We start from the raw sequence: 22,933 nt of genomic DNA on the forward strand, positions 1-22,933 counted from the left end.
GACCGGGATTCAGGTCAGCGGCCGATCGGCGTCACGACTGCGATGAGCTGTGGAGCATAGGAGACTCGAACTCCTGACATCTGCCTTGCAAAGGCAGCGCTCTACCAACTGAGCTAATGCCCCTCGACGGCACCGCAGGTGCCGACGGGCACTAGCGTACCGGGTTCCGGCGCCGTTCCCGGCGCCCTACCCCCGGGCCGACCGGACCTGCCGCCGAGGCGGCGTCCGGGCGGTGCCTGGGATCCGGCCGATCCGGTCGGGTGACCGGGCCGGCCGGCCCTGGAGGCGCGGTGAAGCGCCTCCGAAGATCGTTGATCGTCGGATCGTCCGGGCTCAGCGACCGGCCGGAACCGGGTCGGTGGCCTCGGTCCACAGGTCCTGCTCGGCGCGGTCCGCCTGGACCTGACGGTAGACAAAGAAGCCGCCGAGGGCGACCAGGGCGACCAGGAGAAGCTTCTTCACCGCGGGACCTCGTCCTTCTTGCGTTGGCGGACTCAAGAGCCGGTGCTCCGGCCGGACTGACCGGGCCGACGAGTCCAGATGTGTTTCGATCGCGAACGGGCTGCCGGGTGCCAGACTGCCCTTGCGGCCGATGATACACACCAGTGTCCCAATCGTGACCAGCCACCGCTGCGGCCAACCCGGCGGTCCGGGCGGAGGATTGACGCCGCACCTCCTGCCGTACGGCCGGCCCTCCCCGGCCGGGCCCTACGGCGTGCCCGGCGGGGCGCTGGACGGGTGGTCCGACGAGCGGTCGGACAGGCGGTTCGACGGCGTCACCACCACGGCCTTCCCGCCCGCCAGGTCCACCCTGGTCCGGGGCGGCGCCCCCTCGCCCTCCTCGTCGCGCAGCATCAGGGTCGTGCCGCGTTCGTCCAGCTCGTGCTGCTTGCCGGCGGCGAACTGCGCGTGCAGCTGCTCGAAACCGGTGGCCGAGATCTGCCCCTCCCGGCCGGTCCCCCGCCACGGCACCCAGCGTGAGCGGCGCGCCCGCAGCGCGAGCTGGTCGACCGCCGCGAGCACCACCAGGGCGCAGATCAGTCCGGGGATGCTCATCGCCCAGAAGATCGCCATGTCGTCACCATCCCTCCACACGTTCCCTCCCGGGAGAACAGCCCGGCGGGGCACGCGGTTCCCGGAGCGGCGGGGGAAAACGCCGAAGGGCCCGGAGTGCATCACTCCGGACCCTTCGCGGTGGTGGGCCTAACAGGACTTGAACCTGTGGCCTCTTCCTTATCAGGGAAGCGCTCTAACCGTCTGAGCTATAGGCCCTTGCCGCACTGAAAGATTAGCGGACCGATGGCCGATCTCCCAAATCCGGGCCGGCGGGGTTCCCGGCGGGCACCCCGCCGACCAGCGGCGGCGCTCCGGCGGCCGGGCGCAGCAGCCATTCCTCGCGGGTCGCCGGGAGGCCGGCCGCGCCCTCCTCGGTGCTGCGGACGGCGAGGATCTGGTTGATCCCGATCCGGTTCTCCTCGAAGGCGAGCGCGCTGGCGGCCATGTACAGCCGCCAGACCCGGGCCCGGCCGCGGCCGACCAGCCGGACCGCCTCGCTCCAGTGCGCCTCCAGGTTGGCCACCCATTCGCGCAGGGTCAGCCCGTAGTGCTCGCGCAGCGACTCGACGTCCCGGACCTCGAAGCCGGCCTCCTCCAGCCGGGCCACGGTGGAACCGACGGGGGAGAGCTCGCCGTCGGGGAAGACGTAGCGGTCGATGAAGGGGCTGGTGCGGTGCGGCTCACCGGGGTGGTCGGGGCGGCGGGCGATCTGGTGGTTGAGCAGCCGGCCGCCGGACACCAGCAGCCGGTGCAGGCCCTCGGCGTAGACCCGGTACTGCTCGGAGCCGACGTGCTCGGCCATCCCGACGCTGGAGATCGCGTCGAACGGGCCGTCGACGATCTCCCGGTAGTCCTGGAGCCGGACCTCCACCCGCCCGGCCAGGCCGGCCTCCTCGACCCGCCGACGGGCCAGCGCGACCTGCTCCCGCGAGATGGAGACGCCGACCGCGGTGACGCCGTAGCGCTCGGCCGCGTGCAGCAGCAGCGAGCCCCAGCCGCAGCCGACGTCCAGCAGGCGCATCCCGGGCCGTAGGCCGAGCTTGCGGCAGATCAGGTCGAGCTTGGCCTCCTGAGCGGCCTCCAGGCTCTTGGCCTCCGGGGTCCAGTAGGCGCACGAGTAGACCATGGAGGAGCCCAGGACGAGCCCGTAGAAGTCGTTTCCGACGTCGTAGTGGTGGCTGATGGCCGCGCGGTCCCGGCTGCGGCTGTGCAGCCGTCCGCGGGCCTTGCGGACCTCCTCCGGGGGCGGCGTGGGCTCGGGGCCGAGCGCCCCGGCCCGCAGCGCGGCCGCGAGGACGCGGCGCCCGTTGGCGCCGAGCACGTCCCGCGGGCCGAGGTCGAGGCGGCGGATCTCCGGCCGCTCCACGAACCGGGCGACGGCCGAGAGCACCTCGTAGAGGTCGGTGCCGGGGGAGATCTCCAGATCCCCCGCGACGTACGCCCGGGCCAGGCCCAGCTCGCCCGGCTGCCAGAGCAGGCGGCGCAGCGCCCGGCGGTTGCGCAGGACGACCGTGGGGGCTCCCGGCGGCCCGGCGACGCTGCCGTCCCAGGCCTGGACCCGCAGCGGTACCGGAACCCCCAACAGCCCGTCCAGGGCCTCGACCAGTTGACCTGCGAGCTTCGCCACCGCGCGCCTCCGTCCAGCCGTCCTGCGGAACGTCTCCTGACCCGGCCGGGCGGACCGGGGGCGGCCTGCGGCACTCCCAGGCGTGGACCGGGCGCCACCCAGCTAATCCCACCGCGGCCGGCCCGCTCCCGGGCGGCACGCCGCGGGCGGCCGGCTGTCACCCGAAATGCCGACGGGCCCCGCAGGCTGCAACAGCCTGCGGGGCCCGTCCATTCCGTCCGTGGACGGCGAACTGACCGGGGGTCAGGATCCGACCGGGGTCAGTCCTCCTCGGCCAGGGTCAGCTCGACGCCGCCGGTGAAGCCGGCCGCCGCGTTGTAGATGAACGCCGAGAGCGTGGACAGCGCCGTCAGCAGGACGACGTCGACCACGGCGATCAGCGAGGTGAAGGTCATCACCTTGCCGAAGCCCACGTAGTCCATCAGGTTGAGGCCGCCGGCGCTGTCCGAGCCGGTGACGTCCTTGAGGGTCTTGGTCAGCGAGTCGAAGACGCCGAGCGAGTCCAGCGTCATCCACAGCACCGCCGCGGCCACGATGATGATGATCCCGACCGCCAGCGACAGCAGGAAGCTGACCTTCATCACCGACCACGGGTCGACCTTGGTCACCCGCAGCCGGGCCTTGCGGGTCCGGCCGAGGCCGACACCGGCGGCCGCCGCGGGGGCGGCCGGGGCGGCCGGCCGGCGCGCCGCGCCCGGGACGGGCGTGCCGCCGGGCGGGGTGTTGCCGCTGGTCCGGGTGCCCCGGGCCGGGGTCGGCTGCCCCTTGGCATAGGTGGTCGGCTGCGAGAATCCGCTCGCGCCCGGCGCCGGAGCGCCCGGCGGCGGGGGCGTCTGCCCGCCGTAGGTCGCGCCGCCCTGCCCCGCCCCGCCGACCGGTGGCATCAGCGAGGTGGACGCGGCCGAGTGCTCGGCCGGCGGCTGCTGCGCGCCGTACCCACCCCCGCCCTGCGCGCCCGGACGGCCGCCGGAGGGCCCTCCCGCAGCACCCGTGGCTCCACTCACCTGGTCCTCCCGCACTTCCCACCAGGACGGCGGCACCGTCCTGCTTCGTCACTCGTCATCCAGCGCCCGGCGGGATTGCCCGGAACTGGTGGGCGGCCGGTGCCGCCACGCCCTCTATCAGGACGCGACGGCACCGGCCCGTGGTTCGGTTCAGACCTCGGCGTCGCCGCCGGCCGTCGTCTCCGCACCCTCAGCCGTTTCGGTGGACGCGGTGTCCGCGACCTCGTCCTCCACCGTCTCCTCGTCCTCGGCTTCCGCGTTGCGGGCCATGCCCACGACCGCGTCGCGCTTACCGAGGTTGATCAGTTGGACGCCCATGGTGTCACGTCCGGTTTCACGAACTTCGGAAACCCTTGTGCGGATCACCCCACCCGAAAGGGTGATCGCCATGATCTCGTCGGTGTCGTCGACCACGAGCGCGCCGACCAGGGAGCCCCGGCCCTCGACGATCTTCGCCGCCTTGGTGCCGTAGCCGCCACGCCCCTGGACACGGTACTCGTCCACGGCCGTGCGCTTGGCGTACCCGCCGTCGGTCGCGGTGAACACGTACGTTCCCGGGCGGACGACGTTCATCGAGAGCATTTCGTCGTCCTCGCGGAAGGCCATGCCCTTGACGCCGGAGGTGGCGCGGCCGGTGGGCCGCAGCGCGTCGTCGGTCGCGGTGAAGCGGATCGACTGGGCCTTCTTGGAGACCAGCAGCAGGTCGTCCTCGGCGGAGACCAGCTCGGCGCCGATCAGCTCGTCGTCCCGGCCCTCCTCGTCCTGGCGCAGGTTGATCGCGATCAGGCCGCCGGAGCGCGGGGAGTCGTAGTCCTTCAGCGCGGACTTCTTCACCAGGCCGGCCCGGGTGGCGAGGACCAGGTAGGGCTTGTCCTCGTAGGTGCGCACGGCCATCACCTGGGCGATGTGCTCATCCGGCTGGAAGGCCAGCAGGTTGGCCACGTGCTGGCCGCGGGCGTCGCGCCCGGCGTCCGGGAGCTCGTAGCCCTTGGCGCGGTAGACCCGGCCCTTGTTGGTGAAGAACAGGATCCAGTTGTGGGTCGTCGTCACGAAGAAGTGGTCGACGATGTCGTCCTGCTTGAGCTGCGCTCCGCGCACGCCCTTGCCGCCGCGCTTCTGCGAGCGGTAGAGGTCGGAGCGGGTCCGCTTGACGTAGCCGCCACGGGTGATCGTGACGACGATGTCCTCCTCGGCGATGAGGTCCTCGATCGAGAGGTCGCCGTCGGACGGGATGAGGGTGGAGCGCCGCTCGTCGCCGTACTTCTCGACGATCGCGGTGAGCTCCTCGGAGATGATCTCCCGCTGGCGGGTCGGCGAGGCCAGGATCGCGTTGTACTCGTCGATCTTGCGCTGCAGCTCGTCGTGCTCGTCCATGATCCGCTGGCGCTCCAGGGCGGCCAGGCGGCGCAGCTGCATCTCCAGGATGGCGTTGGCCTGGAGCTCGTCGATGGAGAGCAGCCCCATCAGGCCGGTGCGGGCCGCGTCGGCGCTCGCCGAGGCCCGGATCAGCGCGATGACCTCGTCGATCATGTCCAGGGCGCGCAGCAGGGCGCGCAGGATGTGGGCGCGCTCCTCGGCCTTGCGCAGCCGGAAGGTGGTGCGCCGGACGATGACCTCGACCTGGTGGTTGACCCAGTGCCGGATGAAGGCGTCCAGCGACAGCGTGCGCGGCACGCCGTCGACCAGGGCCAGCATGTTGGCGCCGAAGTTGGTCTGCAGCTCGGTGTGCTTGTAGAGGTTGTTCAGCACGACCTTGGCGACGGCGTCGCGCTTGAGCACGACCACCAGGCGGGTGCCGGTGCGGGACGAGGACTCGTCGCGGACGTCGGCGATGCCGGCGACCCTGCCGTCCTTGACCAGGTCGGCGATCTTCAGCGCGAGGTTGTCCGGGTTGACCTGGTACGGCAGCTCGGTGATCACCAGGCACTGGCGGCCCTGGATCTCCTCGACCTCGACCACGGCGCGCATGGTGATCGAGCCGCGGCCGGTGCGGTAGGCGTCGTCGATCCCGCGGTGGCCGACGATCAGCGCGCCGGTGGGGAAGTCGGGGCCCTTGATCCGCTCGATCAGGGCTTCGAGCAGCTCCTCGTTGGAGGCGTCCGGGTGCTCCAGCGCCCAGAGCGCGCCGGAGGCGACCTCGCGCAGGTTGTGCGGCGGGATGTTGGTGGCCATGCCGACCGCGATGCCGGTGGCACCGTTGACCAGCAGGTTGGGGATGCGCGCGGGCAGGACGGTCGGCTCCTGCGAGCGGCCGTCGTAGTTGGACGCGAAGTCGACGGTGCCCTCGTCGATGTCGCGCATCATCTCCATGGCGAGCGGCATCATCTTGCACTCGGTGTAGCGCATGGCCGCGGCCGGGTCGTTGCCCGGGGAGCCGAAGTTGCCGTTGCCGTCCACCAGCGGCATCCGCAGCGACCACGGCTGGGCCAGGCGCACGACGGTGTCGTAGATGGAGGTGTCGCCGTGCGGGTGGTAGTTGCCCATGACGTCGCCGACGACGCGGGCGCACTTGTAGTAGCCCTTCTCGGGGCGGTACCCGCCGTCGTACATCGCGTAGAGCACGCGTCGGTGCACCGGCTTGAGGCCGTCGCGGACCTCGGGGAGCGCCCGGCTGACGATCACGCTCATCGCGTAGTCGAGGTACGAGCGCTGCATCTCGGTCTCGAGCTCGACCGGCTCGATCCGCATGGTCACCTGGGCGGTGGCCTCGGCGGCTGTGGGGGTCTCGGGCTGTTCGCCTTCGGGACGGTTGTCGTCGACCACTGGTGGTCAGTTTCCTTTCACGCGGACTGGTACGTGGTTTCGCTGCCGGTCGGGCGGCGTCACACGTCCAGGAAGCGGACGTCCTTGGCGTTGCGCTGGATGAAGGAGCGGCGTGCCTCGACGTCCTCGCCCATCAGCACGGAGAACAGCTCGTCGGCGCGAGCGGCGTCCTCCAGGGTGACCTGGAGCAGCAGCCGGTGCTCGGCGTCCATGGTGGTGACCCGGAGCTCCTCGGCGTTCATCTCGCCGAGGCCCTTGAAGCGCTGGATCGCGTCGTCCTTGGGCAGCCGGCGCCCGGCCTCGACCCCGGCCGCGATGACCGCGTCGCGCTCGCGGTCCGAGTAGGCGTACTCGAAGTCGTCCTTGCCCCACTTGATCTTGTACAGCGGCGGCATGGCGAGGTAGACGTACCCGGACTCGACCAGCGGCCGCATGAAGCGGAACAGCAGGGTGAGCAGCAGGGTGCGGATGTGCTGCCCGTCGACGTCGGCGTCCGCCATCAGGACGATCTTGTGATAGCGGAGCTTGGAGTCGTCGTAGTCCTCCTGGATGCCGCAGCCGAAGGCCGAGATCAGCGCCTGGACCTCGGTGTTCTGCAGCACCTTGTCGATCCGGGCCTTCTCGACGTTCAGGATCTTGCCGCGGATCGGCAGGATGGCCTGGGTGCGCGGGTCGCGGCCCTGCTTGGCCGAGCCGCCGGCGGAGTCACCCTCGACGATGAAGATCTCGCACTCGGCCGGGTCCTTGGACTGGCAGTCGGAGAGCTTGCCCGGCAGCGAGGCGGACTCCAGCAGGCCCTTGCGGCGGGTGAGGTCGCGGGCCTTGCGGGCGGCGACGCGCGCGGTGGCGGCCTGGATGGACTTGCGGATGATGTCCGAGGCCTCGTTGGGGTTGCGGTCCAACCAGTCGTTGAGGTGCTCGTGGACGACCTTCTGGACGAAGGTCTTCGCCTCGGTGTTGCCGAGCTTGTCCTTGGTCTGGCCCTCGAACTGCGGCTCGCCGAGCTTGACCGAGATGATCGCGGTCAGGCCCTCGCGGATGTCCTCGCCGGAGAGGTTGTCGTCCTTCTCCCGGAGCAGCTTCTTGTCCCGCGCGTAGCGGTTGACCAGACCGGTCAGCGCCGCGCGGAAGCCCTCCTCGTGGGTACCGCCGCCGTGCGTGTGGATGGTGTTGGCGAAGCTGTAGACCCCCTCGGTGTAGGAGGAGTTCCACTGCATCGCGATCTCCACCGAGATCGCCCGGTCCTTGTCCTCCGCCTCGAAGTCGATCACCGAGGGGTGGATCACCTCGCCCTTGCGGGAGTTGAGGTGGGCGACGAAGTCGGCGATGCCGCCGTCGTACTTGTACGTGACGGTGAGCGGCTTGCCCTCCTCGTCCACGTGCTCGGGGCGCTCGTCGGTCAGCGAGATCGAGAGGCCCTTGTTGAGGAAGGCCATCTCCTGGAAGCGCCGGGACAGCGTCTCGAAGGAGTAGACCGTGGTCTCGAAGATCTCCGGGTCGGCCCAGAAGGTGACGGTCGTGCCGGTCTGCTCGGAGCCCTCGTGCGTGGCCAGCGGCGCGGTCGGCGCACCGGCCTTGTACTCCTGGGTGAAGCGCGAGCCGTCGCGGTGGATCTCCACCGCCAGGCGGGTGGACAGCGCGTTCACGACCGAGACGCCGACACCGTGCAGACCGCCGGAGACGGCGTAGCCGCCGCCGCCGAACTTGCCGCCGGCGTGCAGGACGGTGAGCACGACCTCGACGGCCGGCTTCTCCTGGCCGGGGACGATGTCGACCGGGATGCCACGGCCGTTGTCCACCACCCGGACCCCGCCGTCGGCGAGGAGCGTGACGTCGATGGTGTCGGCGTACCCGGCCATCGCCTCGTCGACGGAGTTGTCCACCACTTCCTGCACCAGGTGGTGCAGGCCCCGCTCGCCGGTGGAGCCGATGTACATGCCGGGGCGCTTGCGGACGGCGTCGAGGCCTTCCAGCACCTGGATGTTGCTACCGGTGTAGGAAGCCTGGTCGGTCTGGTCTGGGGTCTGGCTGGGGTTGCCGGAATCGGCCACGAAGCGCCCTCTCTGGCACAGCACGGGCCGCATTCCCGCCCCGTGTGGGCGGGCGTGCGACCACGGCGTTTAGACTCGGTTGCCACTAGCAACAGTGTTTGGCTCTCAGTCTACCGGTACGACTGACAGAGATGGGCGTTTGGCAGCCCTTGAAGGCAGATATGCCGCCCTGAATCCCCTCTGGACATGTCCCGATACTCGCCCGGGGGGCCCAGAGCGCCTGGAAGGGCTGTCAGGGGTTCCGGAAGATCGTGGTCCGCTCCACGCCCTCGACGGCGGGCCGGCAACCCGGTCAGCCCCAGGTGTCGCCCGGCCCCTTGCTTCCCGGAGCGCGCAGCCGGCCGTAGCCGCGGGCGGGCGCCGCCGGGCCCAGCACCTTGATGGTGCGGACCGTGCCGTGGCCCAGCTCATGGTTCAGGCGGGCCACCAACTGCCTTGCCAGCCACCGTAGTTGGGTGGCCCATGCGGTGGAGTCACACTGCACGGTGAGCACCGCGGCGGCGTCGTCGTAGGAGGAGGGGTGGCAGTGCGCGGCGATGTCCGGGCCGACGATCTGGGGCCAACGGCCCATCACCCCGCCGACCGCGGCCGAGGACTCCCAGCCCCGTTCGGTCAGCAGCCGGTTCAGCGCCGCCCCCAGCGGGACCGGGTCGCGGCCGTCCGACCGGGCTCCGCTGCGCAGGCCGTGCCGCTTCGCCTCGCGCTTCTCCCGGACCTGCTCGCCGCGCTGCCGCGCCTGGGCCCGGGCCGCCCGCAGCGCCGAGCGGGCGAGGTCGGCGCCGGTCGGCGCCGCGTCGCCCGGCTGGGGGGAGTGCTCCGCCGGCTCGCTCACGGCGATCTCCTTTCCCCAGCCTGTGGACAACGGTCGCGGACGCGCGCCGGTGAGCCGTCCAGCCTACGGGAGTGCCCGGACGGCGGTTGCGAAGGTGCGGGGGGAGTCAGGCGTCGATCCGGCGGACGGCGCCGTCGGCGACCGCGAACCGGGCGCCGGCCAGCGCCTTCGGCACGTCCTCGGCGACCGCCGCGGTGACCAGCACCTGCTCGCCGTCGGCCACCAGTTCGGCCAGCCGGTCCCGGCGGGCCGCGTCCAGCTCGGCGAACACGTCGTCCAGGATCAGCACCGGCTCGCCGCCGTCGGCGCGCAGCAGCTCGTACGAGGCCAGCCGCAGCGCCAGCGCGAACGACCAGGACTCGCCGTGGCTCGCGTAGCCCTTGGCGGGCAGCGGGCCGAGGCTGAGCACCAGCTCGTCGCGGTGCGGGCCGACCAGGGTGATGCCGCGGTCCACCTCCTGCTTGCGGACCGTCGCCAGCGCGTTCAGCAACTGCTCCTCGGCCTGCTCGCGGCTGGTCGGCAGCCCGCCCTCGAAGGAGCTGCGGTACTCCAGGACGGTGTCGCCGCCGCCCGGGGCCAGCTGCCCGTACGCGGCCGCCACCAACGGCTGGAGGGAAGCCACCAGCTGGATCCGGAAGGCCGTCAACTCGGCTCCGGCCCTTGCCAGATGGCCGTCCCAGACCTCCAGGGTGGAGAGGTCGGCGCCCTTGCCGCCACCGGCCCGGCGGGCCATCGCGGCGGTCTTCAGCAGGGCGTTGCGCTGCTTGAGGACCCGCTCGTAGTCCTGCCGGACCCCGGCCAGCCGGGGGGCCCGGGCGGTCAGCAGCTCGTCCAGGAAACGGCGGCGCTCACCCGGGTCGCCCTTGACCAGACTGAGGTCCTCGGGGGCGAACAGGACGGTCCGCAGCAGGCCCAGCACGTCGCGCGGGCGGACGTTGTCGGAGCGGTTGATCCGGGCCCGGTTGGCCTTGCCCGGGGTCAGCTCCAGCTCGACCAGGGTGGTGCGGCCGCGGTCCACCACCGAGGTACGGACCACCGCCCGCTCGGCGCCCAGCCGGATCAGCGGGGCGTCGGTGGCGACCCGGTGGCTGCCCAGTGTGGCGACGTAGCCGATCGCCTCGACCAGGTTGGTCTTGCCCTGGCCGTTGGGCCCGACGAAGGCCGTCACGCCCGGGTCGAGGGGAACCTCGACCCGGGCGTACGACCGGAAGTCGGCGAGCGACAGATGCGCGACGTGCATGGCTGTGGACTGCGCTCGCCTTCTGGGGAGGTGCGGGTTACTTGGACTCGACCGCGTGGCCGCCGAACTGGTTGCGCAGCGCGGCGATCATCTTCATCTGCGGCGAGTCGTCCTGGCGGGAGGCGAAGCGGGCGAACAGCGAGGCGGTGATCGCCGGCAGCGGCACCGCGTGGTCGATCGCGGCCTCGACGGTCCAGCGGCCCTCACCGGAGTCGGCGGCCCAGCCGCGCAGCTTCGCCAGGTGCTCGTCGTCGTCCAGCGCGCGGACGGCCAGGTCCAGCAGCCAGGAGCGGATGACGGTGCCCTCCTGCCAGCTGCGGAAGACCTCGCGCACGTCGGTGACCTCGGGGGCGGCCTCCAGCAGCTCCCAGCCCTCGGCGAAGGCCTGCATCATCGCGTACTCGATGCCGTTGTGGACCATCTTGGCGAAGTGGCCGGCGCCCACGGCGCCCGCGTGCACCGAGCCGAAGTCGCCCTCGGGCTTGAGCGAGTCGAACACCGGCTGGACGCGGGCCACGTGCTCGGCGTCGCCGCCGTACATCAGGGCGTAGCCGTTCTCCAGGCCCCAGACGCCGCCGGAGACGCCGCAGTCGACGAAGCCGATGCCCTTGGCGGCCAGCGCCTCGGCGTGCTTGATGTCGTCGGTCCAGCGGGAGTTGCCGCCGTCGACCACCACGTCGCCGGGGGAGAGCAGCTCGGCGAGCTCGTCGACGGTCGCCTGGGTGGCGGCGCCGGCCGGGACCATCACCCAGATCACCCGCGGGCCCTGCAGCTTGGAGACGAGCTCCTGGAGGCTCGCGACGTCGGAGATGTCCGGGTTGCGGTCGTAGCCGATGACGGTGTGGCCGGCGCGGCGGATCCGCTCGCGCATGTTGCCGCCCATCTTGCCGAGACCGATGAGGCCGAGCTCCATGACCAAGTCCTTACCTGTGGTGACGTGCCTGCCGGCGGCGCCGTTGCCGCACGCCCCGAGCCTACGCGCTGCGGCGGTGGCGGCTCCCTGTGGTCGGGCCGACCGGGGGAGGACGCCCACAGGCTGTGCACAGCCGATGTGCACAGCCTGTGGGTGACGGCCTGCGGGCAGCGGCCGCGAGGTCAGCCGGAGAGGCGGACCGGCATGATCAGGTACTGGTACGCCTTGTCCTCCTCGGCGTCCACCGAGGCCTTGCCGCTGAGCAGCGCGGGCTTGGTCGGGGTGGTGAAGCTCAGCTGGGCGTAGGCGGAGTCGATGGCCTTGAGGCCCTCCTCCAGGTAGCCCGGGTTGAAGGCGATCGAGATGTCGTCGCCCTCCAGGTCGGCGTCGATCCGCTCGGTGGCCTGGGCGTCGTCGCCCGAGCCCGCCTCCAGGGTCAGCACGCCCTGCTCGAAGCTGAGCCGGACCGGGGTGTTGCGCTCGGCGACCAGCGAGACGCGCTTGAGCGCCTCCAGGAAGGGCTGGGTCTGGATCGCGGCGACGGCGCTGAACTCCGTCGGGAACAGGCTGCGGAACTTGGGGAACTCGCCCTCCAGCAGCCGCGTGGTCGTCCGGCGGCCGGCGCCCTCGAAGCCGATCAGGCCCTCGCCCGCGCCGCCCGAGGAGAGCGCGATCGAGACGGTGTCGCCGCTGCCCAGGGACTTGGCGATGTCCTGCAGCGTCTTGGCGGGCACCAGGGCGACGGCCGAGATGTCCGACTGCTCCGGCTTCCACAGCAGGTCGCGGACCGCGAAGCGGTAGCGGTCGGTGGCGGCCAGGGTGATCCGGTCGCCCTCGATCTCCACCCGGACACCGGTGAGCACCGGGAGGGTGTCGTCTCGGCCGGCGGCCACCGCGGCCTGGCTGACCGCGGAGGCGAACACGTCGCCCGAGACGGTGCCCGTGGCGGTCGGCATCTGGGGCAGTGCCGGGTACTCGTCCACCGGGAGGGTGGGGAGGGTGAAGCGGGAACTGCCGCAGACCACGCTGACCCGCTGGCCGTCGGTGGAGATCTCCACCGGCCGGTTCGGCAGGTTGCGCGAGATGTCGTTCAGCAGCCGACCGGAGACCAGGACGGTGCCGGCCTCCTCGATGTCGGCCTCCAGCTCGACCCGGGCCGAGACCTCGTAGTCGAAGCCGGACAGCGCCAGGCTGCCGTCCTGTGCCGTCAGCAGCAGGCCGGCCAGCACCGGCACCGGCGGCCGTGCCGGGAGGCTGCGGGCAGCCCAGGCCACCGCCTCCGCGAGGACGTCACGCTCCACCCGGAACTTCACCGGTAACCGCCTCCTGGATCGAGCGCTCCCGCTCGCACTCTGGTTCGTCTGATCTTGATCGTCGGTCGGACTGTCCACCGAGCTCTGCCACTCCGCTTCCGGTCGCCGAGGACAGTCTGACGTACTCCGCCGACAGACGGGGCAGACGGGCGGAAGCAAGCCGAACAGATGTCGGGGCGCGGTTGTCCACAGATTCGGGGCCCACCCACTTTCAAGCGAGTCGATGGGTCTAAATGTGTAGTGGTAGTAGTAGGGCCTGTGGAAACCGTGGATAACCCCGTTTCCGCAGGTCAGACCCACTTTTTTGTCCACAGCGGGTGTGGACGGCGGCTGTGGACGAACACGCCGTGCTGTGGACAGCGGAGCGTTACCCACAGGGCACGCTGGGTATCCACAGGTTATCCCCAGGGCTGTCCCCAGATTCCGGCCCGGTTATCCACGGGCGCCGGTCAACTTTACGTGACGCCTTTCACACCAGGGCATGAACGCCGCCCCACGCTTGTCGAACTGTGGATCATGCTGTGGACAACCTGGGGATAACCGCCCCTCCCCTGGGGACAACCGGTGGACAACCCGGATGGCCCATTGGCGGCCCGTCAATTGTCCACAGGCTGTGGATAACGGTTGTGCACAAGTCCACAGGCACCTGACCTGCGCGGAAGAGCGTAGCGGCGACACGCCTGTGGACGAATTCTGGATAACTTCGGACGCCCCGGCCTGTGGACTACGGGGAAGGCGCCCGGCCTGTGGACAACTGCCCTGCGCGGCCCCGGTTTTCGAATCACCGGTCAAGTGTTCGGCGCGGGCTGTGGACTGGCGCAACGTCCGTCGACGGCATCTCTGCCCAGCCGGCGCCCGAGGCACACCTGTGGATGTGCGAAAAGGGCGCCAGGATCGCTCCTGACGCCCTTTCCGGCCACCTCGGCGCCGGACTCGGCGCCGAGGTGGCGCCGGACCCACCACCGGCCCTGCGGCTAGCTCTTGATGCGGTTGGTCAGCTCGGTGACCTGGTTGTAGATCGACCGGCGCTCGGCCATCAGCGAGCGGATCTTGCGGTCCGCGTGCATCACCGTGGTGTGGTCGCGGCCGCCGAACTGCGCGCCGATCTTCGGCAGCGAGAGGTCGGTCAGCTCCCGGCAGAGGTACATGGCGATCTGACGGGCCGTCACCAGGACGCGGCTGCGCGAGGATCCGCAGAGGTCGTCCACACTCAGCCCGAAGTAAGCGGCGGTCTGCTGCATGATGACCTGCGCGGTGATCTCCGGCCCGGCGTCCTCGTCCCCGCCCGGGATCAGGTCCTTGAGGACGATCCCGGCCAACTCCAGGTCCACCGGCGCCCGGTTGAGGTTGGCGAAGGCGGTGACCCGGATCAGGGCGCCTTCCAACTCCCGGATGTTGCGGGTGATCCGGGACGCGATGAACTCCAACACGTCGGCCGGGGCGTTGAGTTGCTCCTGGATCGCCTTCTTGCGAAGGATCGCGATCCGGGTCTCCAGCTCCGGTGGGGTGACGTCGGTGATCAGGCCCCACTCGAAGCGGTTGCGCAGCCGGTCCTCCAGCGTGGTCAGCAGCTTGGGCGGCCGGTCCGAGGAGAGGACGATCTGCTTGTTCGCGTTGTGCAGGGTGTTGAAGGTGTGGAAGAACTCCTCCTGCGTGGACTCCTTGCTCGCGAGGAACTGGATGTCGTCCACGAGCAGGATGTCCATGTCCCGGTAGCGCCGGCGGAAGGTGTCCGCCTTGCCGTCCCGGATCGAGTTGATGAACTCGTTGGTGAACTCCTCCGAGGACACGTAGCGCACCCGGGTGCCCGGGAAGAGACTGCGCGAGTAGTGCCCGATGGCGTGCAGCAGGTGGGTCTTGCCCAGCCCGGACTCGCCGTAGATGAAGAGCGGGTTGTACGCCTTGGCCGGAGCCTCGGCGACCGCCACCGCCGCCGCGTGCGCGAAGCGGTTGCTGGCGCCGATGACGAAGGTGTCGAAGAGGTACTTGGGGTTCAGCCGGGCGGCCGGCTCGTCCTTGCGGGAGCCGCCGGCCGGCGGGGCGCCGGGCGGGGCGGGCACGCCGGGGACGGCCGGGCGCTCGGTGGCGCGTTCCGGCGCGTTCTTGTCCGCAGGACGGCCGCCGGCCGGGCGTGAGCCGGGGGCGCGGCGGCCGGCGCCGACGCGGGGCTGCTCGTTCGGGCCGGGGCCGTAGGCGCCGCCGAACAGGTCGCCCTGGGTGGTCGAGGGCGGGCCGGGCATCGGGCGCGGCGCCGGCCGGGACGGCTCGTCGGCCTCGCGGTAGCCGGGGGGCCGCTCCGGGTAGCCGCCCTGTTCCGGGTAGCCGCCCTGCTCCTGGTACCCGTTCTGCTCGGGGTAGCCGCCGCCCTGCTCCGGGTACCCGCCCTGCTCGGGGTAGCCCGGCCAGGCCGGTCCGGCCGCCGGACCGCCGTACGGCGCGGGGCGCTGCTCGTAGCCGCCGGTGTCGTAGCGGGGCCGGTCGTAGTCCTGCTCGTACGGCTGCTGGTAGTCCTGACCGCCGTAGCCGCCGGCATCCTCCTCGGTCGGGCCGGGGTACGGCTCGGCCGGGGCCTGGGCGGCGGGTGCGGGGGTGGTCGGGACGGCGTTGGCGTCGACCATCACGGCGATCCGCACCGGACGGCTGAGCTCGCGGCTGAGGGCCTCGGTGAGCTGCGGCAGCAGCCGGCCCTCCAGCACCTGCTTGGCCCGCTCGTTGGGGGTCGCCAGCAGGGCGGTGTCGTGCATCATCCACATCGGCTGGGTGCGCTGCACCCACTGCTTGTCCATCTCCCCGACGTCCGGGTCGCTGACCAGCCGCTCGACGACTCTCGCCCAGACCGGGACGAGGTCGCTGTTGACATCAGCCACTGGTGCACGCTTTCTCGGTTCCCCGCGGCTCCAGCAGGGGGTGGTGGATCAGGAGACTGTGGATCGGCGGGTCCGTCTCCGGCGGACCGACCCCACGAGGAAGAACACGAAGAACAAACCAGACAAGTCCTGCAACGGTAGTCAGCGAACAGGGCCGGATCAAGTCGTTGTCCACAGGCTGTGGGCAAAGGGGGCTCCGGACGCCCTCGGGGGGCCGCTCGAAAAAGCCGGTTTGACCCTCGCGCCCCGTCCCGCGTACCGTAACCAGGTCGAGTTGTCGATGGCCGCTGCCGCATGTCCGCGGGTCCACCCGCTCCATAAGGCGCGCAGCACGGGCGCCGTGGATTGCCTTGAACCCCAGCCGAACTGGGGCGATGGGCCGGATTTCCGAACCAGGGGAGATCACGCGGACGCACGGTGACGGCCAAGCGATTCCCCGTCATCCTACGATTCACCTCAGGAGCCCCCGAGTGAGCAAGCGCACCTTCCAGCCGAACAACCGTCGTCGCGCGAAGACCCACGGCTTCCGGCTGCGTATGCGTACCCGCGCCGGCCGCGCCATCCTGGCTGCCCGCCGTGGCAAGGGCCGCACCACCCTGTCCGCCTGATCCACGACAGAGTCTGTTGTGCTGCCCTCCGAGAATCGGCTGCGGCGGCGCCAGGACTTCGCGACCGCAGTGAAACGCGGTCGCCGGGCCGGCCGGCCCCTTCTGGTCGTCCATCTCAGCAGAGAAGACGACCCCAAGGGGCAGACCGACCGGACCAGCGACTCCCGCCCGCACGTCGCCGAGGGGACTCCTTCGGCGCGTGCGGGTTTCGTCGTGAGCAAGGCCGTCGGCCCGGCGGTCGTTCGCAACCTGGTCAAGCGCCGGTTGCGGCACCTCGTTCGTGATCGTCTCTCCAGGCTGCCCGCCGGTAGCCTGATAGTGGTGCGTGCGCTGCCCCAGGCCGCGACCGCCTCGTACCAGGACCTCGAACGTGACCTGGACGCGGCGCTGAAACGGTTGCTGAAGGTGGAGCCCGCCACGACGGCGCCGACGGGAGCAGGACGATGAAGTTCCTGCTGATGGGTTTGATCAGGGTCTACCAGTGGACCATCAGCCCACTGCTCGGTCCGGTCTGCCGTTACTACCCCTCCTGCTCGCACTACGGCTACGAGGCCGTGAAGGTGCACGGGGCGGTCAAGGGCGGCGGACTGACCGTGTGGCGCATCCTGCGCTGCAATCCGTGGACGCCCGGCGGGGTCGATCACGTTCCGCCGCGTAAGCATCCGGTGTGGCACCGGCGGCTGCGAGACTGGCTGAGCAGCCGGTCCGCCACCGGACAGCCGGTGACCACGACCCCCGCCGGTCCGGACCCCGAGGGCCCGGCGACCATTGGCCCCGAGGGGCCAATCCACATGTCCAAGGAGCCTGACCGGTGACCTTCTCCTTCCTGAATCCCCTGTACACAGCGGTGTCCTGGATCATCGTCCAGTTCCACTCGCTGTACAGCAACATCTTCGACCCGGACGGTGGCTGGGCCTGGGGTCTGGCCATCGCCTCGATGGTGGTCGTCATCCGGATCTGCCTGATCCCGCTCTTCGTGAAGCAGATCAAGGCGACCCGGGCCATGCAGGCGATCCAGCCGAAGATGAAGGCCATCCAGGAGCGCTACAAGAACGACAAGCAGCGCCAGTCCGAAGAGATGATGAAGCTGTACAAGGAGGCGGGTACCAACCCGTTCTCCAGCTGCCTTCCCATCATCGTGCAGGCGCCGTTCTTCACCGCCCTCTACGGCGTGCTCGCCAAGGTCGCCAAGAGCGAGCAGATCGGCGTCATCCACGGCGACCTGCTGCTGAGCGCCGGCAAGGCGCACATCTTCGGTGCCCCGCTCTCGGCGACCTTCGTCAGCAGCCACGAGACCAGCGTCAAGATCGTCACCGCGGTGATGATCATCATGATGTCGCTCTCGCAGTTCATCACCCAGCGCCAGCTGATGACCAAGAACGTCGACCTCACGGTCAAGACGCCGTTCATGCAGCAGCAGAAGATGCTGATGTACGTCTTCCCGGTGATGTTCGCCGTGATGGGCATCAACTTCCCCGTCGGTGTCCTGGTCTACTGGCTGACCACCAACGTCTGGTCGATGGGCCAGCAGCTGATCGTCATCCACAACAACCCGACCCCGGGCAGCAAGGCGTGGGACGAGCGGCAGGTCCGGCTGAAGAAGGCCGGCCGGCTGAACCCGGACGGTTCGGAGATCAAGGGTGCGCTCTGGGGCCTGCTGCCCCCGTCCAAGTCGACCCTCGACGCCGCCTCGGCGGCGGCCGCCGTGGTCGAGGAGTCGGCGCAGGCACGCCGCCAGCAGCCCCGCAAGCAGACCAAGGCGCAGCGCCAGCAGGGCGGTGCTCAGCACACCGCCGACCTGACCAAGGACACCGAGGCCCCGGCCGAGGAGCCCGCCGAGGAGCCCGCCGACACCGTCCCGGCCGACTCCGGCGCCAAGCCGGCGGCCGCCCAGCAGGGCCCGGCCAAGCCCGGCGCGGCCAAGCCGGGCACCGGTCGGCAGCAGCCCAAGCGTGGCGGCCAGCGGCCGAAGAAGAAGTCCTGACCGGCCCTGGATCCGTTGTGACAGCGCGCAGAGCTTCGTTCCCGGCCCACCAATCTGGGCCCATCTCCGAAGGAGTCCATCAGTGACGGAAGGCACCACCTCCGCCGTCGAGGCCGAGGCCGCCGCCAGCACCGACGAGAACGTCATCGCCCGACTGGAGCAGGAGGGCGACATCGCGGCGGACTACCTGGAGGGTCTGCTCGACATCGCCGACCTCGACGGTGACATCGACATGGACGTCGAGGGCGACCGCGCCCTGGTCTCCATCGTCGGTGAGGGCAACGACCGCGCGCTGCAGCGCCTGGTCGGCCAGGACGGCGAGGTGCTGGAGGCGCTGCAGGAGCTGACCCGGTTGGCTGTCCACCGGGAGACCGGGGAGCGCAGCCGCCTCATGCTGGACATTGCCGGCTTCCGGGCCCGCAAGCGCTCCGAGCTGGCCGCGCTCGGTGCCGAGGCCGCCGAGCAGGCGAAGAGCAGTGGCGAGCAGGTCAAGCTGCGGCCGATGACGCCCTTCGAGCGCAAGGTCGTCCACGACGCGGTCGCGGCCGCCGGTCTGCGCAGCGAGTCGGAGGGCGAGGAGCCCGAGCGGTGCGTGGTCGTGCTGCCGGTCTGAGGCCGGCGGTACGACGACCGGCCGCCTCGGCGGCCGGTGGGCTTCACCGGACGCGACCCCGTCCGCCTCGTGCGGGCGGGGTCGTCGTCCATTCGCGGGGCGTGGGCCCGGCGCGAGATGTTTCACGTGAAACTGTGCGGAGAGCGGGTCGGTGGATCCGGGGATCGGAGAGGTCGAGATGGACACGGAGAACGCGGCTGCTGGCCGGCCGGGGGCGGACGACGTGAATCCGGCCGCTGCGGGGCCGGCCGCCGAGGCGGTCGAGGCGACCGAGGTGCCCGAGGTGCCCGAGGTGCCCGAGGCCCCGGCCGTCGCCCGGGAGGTCTTCGGTGATCGTTTCGACGCCGCGGTCCGCTACACCGAGCTGCTGGCCACCGCGGGCGTGCGGCGCGGGCTGATCGGGCCGCGCGAGGTGCCCCGGCTCTGGGACCGGCACGTCCTCAACTGCGCGGTGCTCGCCGAGCTGCTGCCGGCCGGCTCCACCCTGTGCGACGTAGGCTCCGGCGCCGGCCTGCCGGGCATCCCGGTGGCGCTGGTCCGTCCGGACGTCTCGGTGACGCTGCTGGAGCCGCTGCTGCGGCGGACCACCTTCCTGGAGGAGGTCGTCCGGGAGCTGGGGCTGGAGAACGTCACGGTGCTGCGCGGCCGCGCCGAGGAGATGGTCGGCAAGCTCGCGGTGGACGTGGTGACCGCCCGGGCGGTGGCGCCGCTGGACCGGCTGGCCGGCTGGGGGATGCCGCTGCTCCGTCCGCACGGGCAGATGCTGGCGCTCAAGGGCGACAGTGCCGAGCAGGAGCTGGCCGATTCGCGGGCCGGGCTGACCAAGCTGGGCGCGGTCGAGTGGAGCGTGATCTCGGTCGGCGAGGGCACCCTGGAGACCTCGACCCGGGTGGTCCAGGTCAAGGCGGGGGAGAGCCCCGGCGGGGTGAAGGCCGCGACCCGGCGGGCGAAGGCGGCCCGGGCCGGACGGAACGCGGGCGGCGTCCGGACCGGCGAGCGCAGCCGGGGCGGGCGGCGCCGCACCCGCTGAGGCGGGTGACGCCTGGCACGCTCGACGACGGGCGGGTGGTTCCTCCTGAGGGGGGAGCCACCCGCCCGTCGGCGTTCCGGTGGCCGTCGGGGTGACGGCCGGTCGACGGGAGGACACCGGAGTGTCGCAACGTCAGATTTCCGACATAGCGGGCATGGTGTTTCACGTGAAACGTCGCTCCTTGCTCTCGGGAATCCTCGGCCGCAGCCGGGCGGCGACTGTTGCCGCTCCGGTTTCACGTGAAACACTGACCCCCATGCAGGACTCGGAGACCATCGGCCAGATCGATGACACGCCCATCGCGAGGGCTGCCCAGGCTGCGGTTCAGGCGATCGGCCGAGCGGGTGAGGGTCTGCCCCGCCCCGCCGCCACCCGGGTGATCGTGGTCGCCAACCAGAAGGGCGGGGTCGGCAAGACCACCACCACCGTCAACCTGGCCGCCTCGCTCGCCATGCACGGACTGCGCGTCCTGGTCGTCGACCTCGACCCGCAGGGCAACGCCTCCACCGCCCTCGGCATCGACCACCACGCCGAGGTGCCGTCCGTCTACGACGTCCTGGTCGAGGGCAAGCCGCTCGCCGACGTGGTGCAGCCGGTGGTGGACGTCGAGGGGCTGTTCTGCGTCCCCGCGACCATCGACCTGGCCGGCGCCGAGATCGAGCTGGTGTCGCTGGTGGCCCGGGAGAGCCGGCTCCAGCGCGCCATCGCCGCCTACGAGCAGCCGCTGGACTACGTCCTGATCGACTGTCCGCCCTCGCTGGGCCTGCTGACGGTCAACGCCCTGGTGGCCGGGCGGGAGGTGCTGATCCCGATCCAGTGCGAGTACTACGCGCTGGAGGGCCTGGGCCAGCTGCTGCGCAACGTCGAGCTGGTGCGCGCGCACCTCAACCCCGCGCTGCACGTCTCGACCATCCTGCTCACCATGTACGACGCCCGGACCAGGCTGGCCGCCCAGGTCGCCGAGGAGGTCCGGACGCACTTCCCGCAGGAGGTGCTGAGCACCGCGATCCCGCGCTCGGTGCGCATCTCGGAGGCGCCCAGCTACGGTCAGACGGTCCTCACCTACGACCCGGGCTCGACCGGGGCGCTCTCCTACCTGGAGGCCGCCCGCGAGCTCGGGCTGCGCGCGGCGGCGGTCGGCGGCGGCCCGCTCCTGGGGCAGCAGCGGCACGGCAGCGGTACGGGGCACGGAGCCCCGGTGGCACAGCACGGTACGACGGAGGGTCATCGGTGAGTGGTCGCAGGGGTTTGGGACGAGGGCTGGAGGCGCTGATCCGCCCCGCCGTACCGGTGGACGGCGGGGCGGCGGCCGCGCCCGCACCGGCCCCGGTGGGGGCGATCGGCGCGGCGTCGCCGACCTCGGTACCGACGCTGCCGACCGGCCGCGGCACGGTGGCGGCCCGGGCGGCCGCGGAGAAGCAGGCCGAGCAGGCGCAGCCGGCGCCGGTGGCCGGTGCCTTCTTCGCCGAGCTGCCGCTGGACGCGATCGAGCCCAACCCGCGCCAGCCCCGTGAGGTCTTCGACGACGACAAGCTGGCCGAGCTGGTCGTCTCGATCAAGGAGGTCGGTCTGCTCCAGCCGATCGTGGTGCGCCAGGTCGCGCCCGATCGCTTCGAGCTGATCATGGGCGAGCGCCGCTGGCGCGCCTCCAAGGAGGCCGGGCTGAAGCAGATCCCGGCCATCGTCCGTGCCACCGAGGACGACAAGCTGCTGCTGGACGCCCTGCTGGAGAACCTGCACCGGGCCGAGCTGAACCCGCTGGAGGAGGCGGCCGCCTACGACCAGCTGCTGCGGGACTTCTCCTGCACCCACGACGAGCTGGCCGACCGGATCGGCCGCTCGCGCTCGCACGTCTCCAACACGCTGCGGCTGCTGAAGCTCTCGCCCACCGTGCAGAGCCGGGTCGCCGCCGGGGTGCTGACCGCCGGCCACGCCCGGGCGCTGCTCGGGGTGCCGGATGCCGAGCGGCGGGAGCTGCTGGCCAAGCGGATCGTCGCGGAGGGCCTCTCGGTGCGGACCACCGAGGAGATCGTCGCGCTGATGGGCGAGGAGGAGGACCGGAAGCCGAAGCGCCAGGCGCCGAAGGCGGGCAAGCTGATCTCCCCGGCCTTCAACGATCTGGCGAGCCGGCTGTCGGACCGCTTCGACACCCGGGTCAAGGTCGAGGTGTCGCAGCGCGGCGGCAAGCTGGGCAAGGGCAAGGTGGTGCTGGAGTTCGGTTCGGTGGAGGACCTGAACCGGATCCTGGACAGCCTGGCCCCGGGCGAGGACGGTCTGCGGCTGTCGCAGGGCTGAGCCGGGGACGATACCCGATGGGTGCATGTTCCGCGTGAGCACTGTTTCACGTGAAACATGCACCCATCGGCGTCTGTGGGGGCATGCTCGACCGTGAAGTGGAGGAGGAGGTGCGGGGCATGGGACGCCGGATCGCTCCGCTGACCCTGGACAACCTCGCCGATCTGCCGACGACCTGCCGCTCCTGTGTGTTCTGGGAGCTGGATCCGGTCAGCGGGAAGGCGGCGGTGGAGTCCGGGAAGCCGGAGCTGGAGAAGGAGGGGTGGATCTCCGCGGTGCTGCTGGAGTGGGGTTCCTGCGGTCGGATCGTCTACGTGGACGACCAGCCGGCCGGCTTCGTGCTGTACGCGCCGCCCGCCTACGTCCCCCGGTCGCAGTCCTTCCCGACCAGTCCGGTCTCGCCGGACGCCGTCCAGCTGATGGTCAGTCGGGTGGTTCCGGGCTACCAGCGACAGGGGCTCGGCCGGGTGCTGGTGCAGACCGTGGCCAAGGACCTGCTCGGGCGCGGGGTGCGGGCGATCGAGGCCTTCGGCTCGGCCGGTCCTGAGCCGGTCGGCTGCGTGCTGCCGGCCGACCACCTGCTCGCGGTCGGCTTCAAGACCGTCCGCTCGCACCATCGCTACCCGCGGCTGCGGCTGGAGGCGCGCACCACGCTGTCCTGGCGGGGCGATGTGGAGGTGGCGCTGGAGCGGCTGCTCGGCGGGGCGCGCAAGGAGCCGGCGCTGCGGCCGTTCTGA

General features: G+C 71.1%; 20 protein-coding genes and 2 tRNA genes. 9 read left to right on the forward strand and 13 right to left on the reverse strand.

The genetic code is table 11. The features are described from left to right. Positions 1-50: 50 nt before the first annotated feature. From ACFVHI_RS12145 to dnaA, 13 genes are all read right to left on the reverse strand, one after another. Positions 51-123 (reverse strand) — tRNA-Ala (locus ACFVHI_RS12145). Positions 124-333: 210 nt separating this feature from the next. Beyond that, positions 334-462 (reverse strand): DLW-39 family protein, encoded by a 129-nt coding sequence (locus tag ACFVHI_RS12150; RefSeq protein ID WP_014137031.1) that lies wholly within the window; start codon positions 460-462, stop codon positions 334-336. 246 nt (positions 463-708) lie between these two features. After that, on the reverse strand, positions 709-1,074 hold the full coding sequence (locus ACFVHI_RS12155; RefSeq protein ID WP_063348454.1) for a DUF6191 domain-containing protein: 366 nt from the start codon (positions 1,072-1,074) through the stop codon (positions 709-711). Positions 1,075-1,195: 121 nt separating this feature from the next. Next, positions 1,196-1,272, reverse strand: a tRNA-Ile gene (locus ACFVHI_RS12160). A 16-nt stretch (positions 1,273-1,288) separates the two neighbouring features. Then, positions 1,289-2,683: a class I SAM-dependent methyltransferase gene (locus tag ACFVHI_RS12165; protein WP_380338283.1), complete on the reverse strand. Its 1,395-nt coding sequence runs from the start codon at positions 2,681-2,683 to the stop codon at positions 1,289-1,291. Between the two features lie 260 nt (positions 2,684-2,943). Continuing rightward, positions 2,944-3,687: a DUF3566 domain-containing protein gene (locus ACFVHI_RS12170; protein ID WP_244293408.1), complete on the reverse strand. Its 744-nt coding sequence runs from the start codon at positions 3,685-3,687 to the stop codon at positions 2,944-2,946. Between the two features lie 150 nt (positions 3,688-3,837). Continuing rightward, a complete protein-coding gene (gene gyrA / locus ACFVHI_RS12175) occupies positions 3,838-6,450 on the reverse strand; it encodes a DNA gyrase subunit A (RefSeq protein ID WP_063348457.1) in 2,613 nt (870 codons plus the stop codon). A 59-nt stretch (positions 6,451-6,509) separates the two neighbouring features. After that, a complete protein-coding gene (gene gyrB / locus ACFVHI_RS12180) occupies positions 6,510-8,525 on the reverse strand; it encodes a DNA topoisomerase (ATP-hydrolyzing) subunit B (RefSeq protein WP_063348458.1) in 2,016 nt (671 codons plus the stop codon). A 268-nt stretch (positions 8,526-8,793) separates the two neighbouring features. Beyond that, positions 8,794-9,333 (reverse strand): DUF721 domain-containing protein, encoded by a 540-nt coding sequence (locus tag ACFVHI_RS12185; RefSeq protein ID WP_063348459.1) that lies wholly within the window; start codon positions 9,331-9,333, stop codon positions 8,794-8,796. 106 nt (positions 9,334-9,439) lie between these two features. After that, positions 9,440-10,573, reverse strand: a complete 1,134-nt coding sequence (gene recF / locus ACFVHI_RS12190; RefSeq protein ID WP_063348460.1) for a DNA replication/repair protein RecF — start codon at positions 10,571-10,573, stop codon at positions 9,440-9,442. Between the two features lie 37 nt (positions 10,574-10,610). Further along, positions 10,611-11,486, reverse strand: a complete 876-nt coding sequence (gene gnd / locus ACFVHI_RS12195) for a phosphogluconate dehydrogenase (NAD(+)-dependent, decarboxylating) (protein WP_063348461.1) — start codon at positions 11,484-11,486, stop codon at positions 10,611-10,613. 182 nt (positions 11,487-11,668) lie between these two features. After that, positions 11,669-12,799, reverse strand: coding sequence for a DNA polymerase III subunit beta (gene dnaN, locus ACFVHI_RS12200; RefSeq protein ID WP_063348462.1), 1,131 nt, complete (start codon positions 12,797-12,799; stop codon positions 11,669-11,671). Positions 12,800-13,773: 974 nt separating this feature from the next. Then, positions 13,774-15,666, reverse strand: a complete 1,893-nt coding sequence (dnaA, locus tag ACFVHI_RS12205) for a chromosomal replication initiator protein DnaA (RefSeq protein ID WP_380338290.1) — start codon at positions 15,664-15,666, stop codon at positions 13,774-13,776. Between the two features lie 470 nt (positions 15,667-16,136). Here dnaA and rpmH point away from each other — a divergent pair, with 470 nt between their 5' ends. From rpmH to ACFVHI_RS12250, 9 genes are all read left to right on the forward strand, one after another. Next, the gene (gene rpmH / locus ACFVHI_RS12210; RefSeq protein WP_196193325.1) at positions 16,137-16,274 is read left to right on the forward strand and encodes a 50S ribosomal protein L34; all 138 of its coding nucleotides are present in this window, start codon (positions 16,137-16,139) and stop codon (positions 16,272-16,274) included. A gap of 18 nt (positions 16,275-16,292) precedes the next feature. After that, the gene (gene rnpA / locus ACFVHI_RS12215) at positions 16,293-16,721 is read left to right on the forward strand and encodes a ribonuclease P protein component (RefSeq protein WP_063348464.1); all 429 of its coding nucleotides are present in this window, start codon (positions 16,293-16,295) and stop codon (positions 16,719-16,721) included. Beyond that, positions 16,718-17,089: a membrane protein insertion efficiency factor YidD gene (gene yidD, locus ACFVHI_RS12220; RefSeq protein WP_063348465.1), complete on the forward strand. Its 372-nt coding sequence runs from the start codon at positions 16,718-16,720 to the stop codon at positions 17,087-17,089. Before rnpA ends, yidD begins: the two co-directional genes overlap by 4 nt. Continuing rightward, positions 17,086-18,258 carry a membrane protein insertase YidC gene (gene yidC, locus ACFVHI_RS12225; protein WP_363368224.1) on the forward strand — a complete coding sequence of 391 codons (1,173 nt, stop codon included), beginning with the start codon at positions 17,086-17,088 and terminating at the stop codon, positions 18,256-18,258. The genes yidD and yidC overlap by 4 nt, the downstream gene beginning before the upstream one ends. 82 nt (positions 18,259-18,340) lie before the next feature. Beyond that, positions 18,341-18,871, forward strand: coding sequence for a R3H domain-containing nucleic acid-binding protein (locus tag ACFVHI_RS12230; RefSeq protein ID WP_063348467.1), 531 nt, complete (start codon positions 18,341-18,343; stop codon positions 18,869-18,871). 178 nt (positions 18,872-19,049) lie between these two features. Then, a complete protein-coding gene (rsmG, locus tag ACFVHI_RS12235) occupies positions 19,050-19,901 on the forward strand; it encodes a 16S rRNA (guanine(527)-N(7))-methyltransferase RsmG (RefSeq protein ID WP_380338295.1) in 852 nt (283 codons plus the stop codon). 283 nt (positions 19,902-20,184) lie between these two features. Further along, positions 20,185-21,135, forward strand: a complete 951-nt coding sequence (locus ACFVHI_RS12240) for a ParA family protein (protein WP_279634954.1) — start codon at positions 20,185-20,187, stop codon at positions 21,133-21,135. Then, positions 21,132-22,196, forward strand: a complete 1,065-nt coding sequence (locus tag ACFVHI_RS12245) for a ParB/RepB/Spo0J family partition protein (protein WP_063348468.1) — start codon at positions 21,132-21,134, stop codon at positions 22,194-22,196. The genes ACFVHI_RS12240 and ACFVHI_RS12245 overlap by 4 nt, the downstream gene beginning before the upstream one ends. 119 nt (positions 22,197-22,315) lie before the next feature. Further along, positions 22,316-22,933 (forward strand): GNAT family N-acetyltransferase, encoded by a 618-nt coding sequence (locus ACFVHI_RS12250; RefSeq protein ID WP_063348469.1) that lies wholly within the window; start codon positions 22,316-22,318, stop codon positions 22,931-22,933.

The sequence above is a fragment of the Kitasatospora sp. NPDC127121 genome (assembly GCF_042677305.1).
GTDB lineage: Bacteria > Actinomycetota > Actinomycetes > Streptomycetales > Streptomycetaceae > Kitasatospora.